The 4,839-nt window shown below is 44.0% G+C and carries 3 protein-coding genes; 2 read left to right on the top strand and 1 reads right to left on the bottom strand.

Annotation, left to right across the window (positions count from 1 at the left end; genetic code table 11):
* The first annotated feature begins 594 nt into the window (after window positions 1-594).
* A complete protein-coding gene (locus F6K49_RS35260; protein ID WP_081431033.1) occupies window positions 595-1,209 on the top strand; it encodes a helix-turn-helix domain-containing protein in 615 nt (204 codons plus the stop codon).
* A gap of 398 nt (window positions 1,210-1,607) precedes the next feature.
* On the opposite strand, the gene F6K49_RS35255 is transcribed toward F6K49_RS35260, so the two are convergent.
* Window positions 1,608-1,781: a hypothetical protein gene (locus F6K49_RS35255; protein ID WP_293104243.1), complete on the bottom strand. Its 174-nt coding sequence runs from the start codon at window positions 1,779-1,781 to the stop codon at window positions 1,608-1,610.
* Window positions 1,782-2,022: 241 nt separating this feature from the next.
* Between F6K49_RS35255 and F6K49_RS35250 the strand changes: the two genes are divergently transcribed.
* Complete coding sequence (locus F6K49_RS35250; protein ID WP_293104240.1) at window positions 2,023-4,734, top strand: peptidase domain-containing ABC transporter; 2,712 nt, start codon at window positions 2,023-2,025, stop codon at window positions 4,732-4,734.
* Window positions 4,735-4,839: the final 105 nt, after the last annotated feature.

Genomic DNA, 4,839 nt, shown 5'->3' with positions numbered 1-4,839 from the left:
TCCCAACTGTGGATGGGGGAGTCCAAGTGAGCGTAGGCATCAAGTCCATGTTTCATTTAGTCATTGATTGTAATTGGTGATTGCTAATTGGGTCTAATCAACATAGGAGCCATAGGTTCTATCGCTCCACTTCACCTTTGATACTTCATACTTGATACTTCATACTTGATACTTCACCCTTCATCCTTCATCTTTTCTCCATGACCTATGACTCACTTAGGATCAATCCCTAAGCTAATCAGAATTTAAACGGAATATATTACGTCAATAACTCTCCCCATGCCCCCATGCCCCCATCTGCCCATCAGCTGAGATCGGCAAATTAATTAGATTCGCCCACATTAGATTTTCCCACAACTGATCACGAGGATATGGGCAAGCACCATATCATCAAATTGCTGTGCTTTTGTCTTAAAGATTCAGGATGATTATATCACTTTAGTCTACAAAAATAAATAATTTTCATTATAAATTAATTTTTATTAATAAAAAAAAGTGCCAATTTGGCAACAAAGTTAGTTTATATTGGTGTATGAATGTGCAACTATAGACTTTGGCCGATTGTTTCTCCCTACTTATGCCAACGTCTAATCAATGAAACCAATATCACACCATCAATTGACATCGGAAACTAAGAGCGATTGGCCTACGGCCACGCTACGCGAACGCATTTCTGTAGGTCTTTGTTTGACACCGTTTCAGCGCAAACTGCTACAAAAAAATCTGCAATCGGATTTACCACAACAGTATCGTCAGCGTATCGAAATTATGCTGCTAGCGGATGAAGGGAAAAGCCAAGTTCAAATTTGTAAAGCCCTAGGGTGTTGTGCCGCTACAGTACGCCATTGGATTTTTATGGCTCGTATGGGTCAAGCCCATAAGTGGAATGATCATCCCATTGGTCGCCCTAAAGCAGTAAATGATCACTATCTGGCACGGTTGCGAGAACTGGTCAGCCGTGGTCCAAAAGAATTTGGTTATGCCTTTGAGCGTTGGACAGCGGGGTGGTTAAGTAAACATCTAGCCAAAGAGTTGGGAATTAAAATAACCCCTCAGCATGTGAATCGGCTGCTTAAACAAATGGGGCTGTCTACTAAAGGGAAACCTATCCAAGAAAACGAGAGTAGCAATCTCAATCAGCCTAGTAATCGGATTGCGATTCGGGACCTGGATGCTCTTGAAGTATCCGATCTAAAGTCCACTGACTAGCTTCTTTGATAGTCTTGGTTTTTTGTCTAGCGATAGTAAAAACGCTTTTCACAGAACAATCTTCTGTTATATAATACCCAGACTACCGGTAAGAATAGGATTCTTCTTCCATCTTGGTTATTTAATTTCCTTGAAATTGGTTGATATTGACATCTTAACGGGTTAAAACAGTGTTGATTCTGTGGTTAGCCCAACGCCCGAGGGTTAAAACCACGTTGACTTTAACCCTGTCAACAGACTCCTACATCCGGCAGGCTCTTCTTAACAACTGTGGGTTTACTTCAATTTTTAATTTCGCGCCTTTCTGTTGGTGCGCTTTCCAGTGGGGGTTTGAACCTCGCGCCTTGTCGCACCGCAACCATCATACTTTGATTGATTAGTTTGGTGGTGGCAAAACCCTAGAAAAATTCTGTTGTTTCGGTATGAAGCTCGAATGGCAACCCAAATATAAAGCGATGCAGAGGTTCGACCCGTGGGGAATTTTCGCCTAGGTCAAGGGCACCTAAGCGGTCTTGGGGAGCCAGTGCCGACCTGTGGGGGTCTCCCCCATGAGCAACTGGCTTGGTTTCCACGGGGCTGGAGAGCGATGCAGCGCCGACCTGCGGGGGTTCCCCCCATGAGCGACTGCATCAAGACAGGTGCGGACGCAGGTTCCGCACACAGACCCATGGGCCATGAGCGACTGCATTAAGACAGTGAGTTTTTCATAACTTTACATTGCCTTCATATTACCACAGGATTTTGCCTGGATATAGCGACCCTGCCATCTAGATCGCTAACTCTCCCTCGAAGATTTTTTAGGTTTAGAGGATTATGGTTCAAAATTTAGCCCCAATTTCTTCTCAGCAGCTGAGGGATACCCTAGGGCATTCCTTTAATGATGCCGAATTTTCCCGGATTCTCAAACAGATAAAATTTATCGAACCAAAAGTCGGCCAGTTTTGGCAAGCTGAACAGGCGGAAGCTGGTATTTATATCGTGATGACCGGCAAGGTTAGATTACTCAACAGTGCTGGGGAAAAATTTGCCACCTTGACAGAGGGAGACTCGTTTGGGGAATCTACCTTTTTTCCCGATGCATCCTTTTCGCCTTACTCAGCGAGGGCTTCTCGGAATCTTCAGCTTTGCTATCTCACCCCTGAGTTGTTGTTTCCACTAATTAGCAAATATCCTCGCATCCGAGACCATCTGTATGAGTACGCCCGTAGGCAAAATTCAGTACTGGTTGACTCCGACACCCAGCCCACTCCATCACCCCAGCCCATAACCCCATCAGCGACTGCCCCATCCACACCTGCCAAAACGATTAGTAAAGCCTATTTTCCCAATCCTAATCAACGAGTGGGACATTTATGGCAACGGGTAATCCGACGCTATCCATTTTTTGCCCAGCAGAGTGGTTCTGACTGTGGTGCCGCCTGTTTGGTAATGGTATCTAGCTATTGGGGAAAACGGTTTAGTGTGAATCGTTTGCGAGATATCGCTAATGTAGACCGTAATGGTGCATCACTGCGGGGATTATCAGCAGCAGCAGAAAGTATTGGCTTTTCTACTCGTCCGGTTAAAGCTAGTCTTGATCAGCTAGCCAAACAAAAACTACCAGCCATTGTTCACTGGGAAGGTAAACATTATATTGTTGTTTATGAAATAACCAAAAAGTCCGTTATTGTTGCTGACCCAGCCATTGGTCAACGTACCCTCAGCCACCAGCAATTTAAAGCAGATTGGAGCGGTTATGCACTGCTGCTACAACCGACTGCGTTACTCAAGGATGCTAAAGAGACCACTACTACCTTCTGGCAATTCTTTGAGTTAATGAAACCCCATGGGGTAGTGGTGCTCGAAGTGTTTATCGCTTCCTTATTTATCCAGATATTTGGATTAATTACACCTCTATTTACCCAGCTAATTTTAGACCGAGTCGTGGTGCAGCGCTCTGGGCTAACCTTAATGGCGGTAGGGTTAGGGCTACTGATGTTTAGCCTATTTCGAGTCGCGATGATGGGATTGCGGCAATATCTACTAGACCACACGGCTAATAAAGTAGATGCAGCGCTGATTGTAGGATTTATTCGCCATACACTGCGGTTGCCTCTTTCGTTTTTCGAGTCCCGCTATGTTGGTGACATCATATCACGAGTCCAGGAAAACCGCAAGATTGAGCAGTTCCTGACCGGTGAAGCCTTATCAATTCTGCTGGATTTACTAACGGTATTTATCTATGTAGGATTGATGTTTTGGTACAGTTGGAAAATGGCGTTATTGGCCTTAGTGATTGTGCCGCCATTTTTCCTACTAGCCTTAATCGCGACACCGTTTTTACGGAAGATTTCCCGGGAAATATTTCAGGCTTACGCCAAAGAGAATAGCTATCTGATTGAAACCCTTTCTGGTGTCCGAACGGTAAAATCAACAGCAGTAGAACAAACAGTACGTTGGCATTGGGAGGAGTTATTAAATAAGGAGATAAAACAGGGATTTACTGGGCAAGTTATCAGCAATCGCCTCCAAATTTTTAGCAATGCTATTGAAGCCGTGGCCACAACAGCCCTACTCTGGTATGGAGCGTGGTTAGTAATTCAAAATCAGCTAACGATTGGGCAATTAGTGGCCTTTAATATGCTGCTAGGAAATGTGATTACTCCCTTCCAGCGGTTAACCGTGTTATGGAATGAATTCCAGGAAGTAGTAATTGCTATGGAACGGATTAATGATGTGTTGGATGCTGAACCAGAGGAGGATTTGCAGCAGCAGGCTCGTCAATCGTTACCCCCAATTAAAGGTCACATTTGCTTTGATAAGGTAACCTTTCGCTATCACCCAGAAAGTGAGATAAATGTACTGGAAAATCTTTCCTTTGAAGTGAAACCAGGACAAATGGTAGCCCTAGTGGGACGCAGTGGGTCTGGGAAAACTACGATTTCTAAATTGATATTGGGATTGTATCCTCCTACGGATGGTAAAGTCTTAATTGATCAACTCGATATTACGAGTTTGTCCTTAGGGTCTTTGCGATCGCAAGTGGGAGTAGTAGACCAAGATACGTTTTTGTTTGGTGCAACCATTCGGGAAAATATTAGCTTAGGTCATCCCGCTGCTAGTTTAGACGAGATTATAGAAGCAGCACGATTAGCGGGTGCTGATGAATTTATTAAACAGTTGCCCATGGGCTATGAAACCCAGATTGGGGAAGGGGGAGGAATGTTGTCTGGTGGACAACGGCAACGGATTGCGATCGCAAGAGCTTTATTAGGGAATCCTAAGTTATTAGTTTTAGATGAAGCCACCTCCCATTTAGATGCCGAATCCGAACGGATTATTCAGAATAATTTAAATCAGATTCTCAAAGGGAGGACAACATTAGTCATTGCTCATCGCTTATCTACAGTCCGGAATGCGGATTTAATTTTAGTGATGGATAGAGGAGTATTGATTGAGAGGGGAACCCATAAAGAGTTAATGGCAAAACGGGGACATTATTATTATCTGAATCAACAGCAATTTAAGGCTGATGAAATTGAGTGATGAGTTATATAGCAATTCTCTCTCCCATGAAGGACAAAGGGATCCCCCTAAATCCCCCTTATTAAGGGGGACTTTCAGGCTGATAAGCGTACCTCATAAATGCAA

The organism is Moorena sp. SIO3I6 (assembly GCF_010672095.1).
The sequence above is the reverse complement of the archived record's forward strand: the minus strand, read 5'-3'. Positions and strand labels throughout refer to the sequence as shown.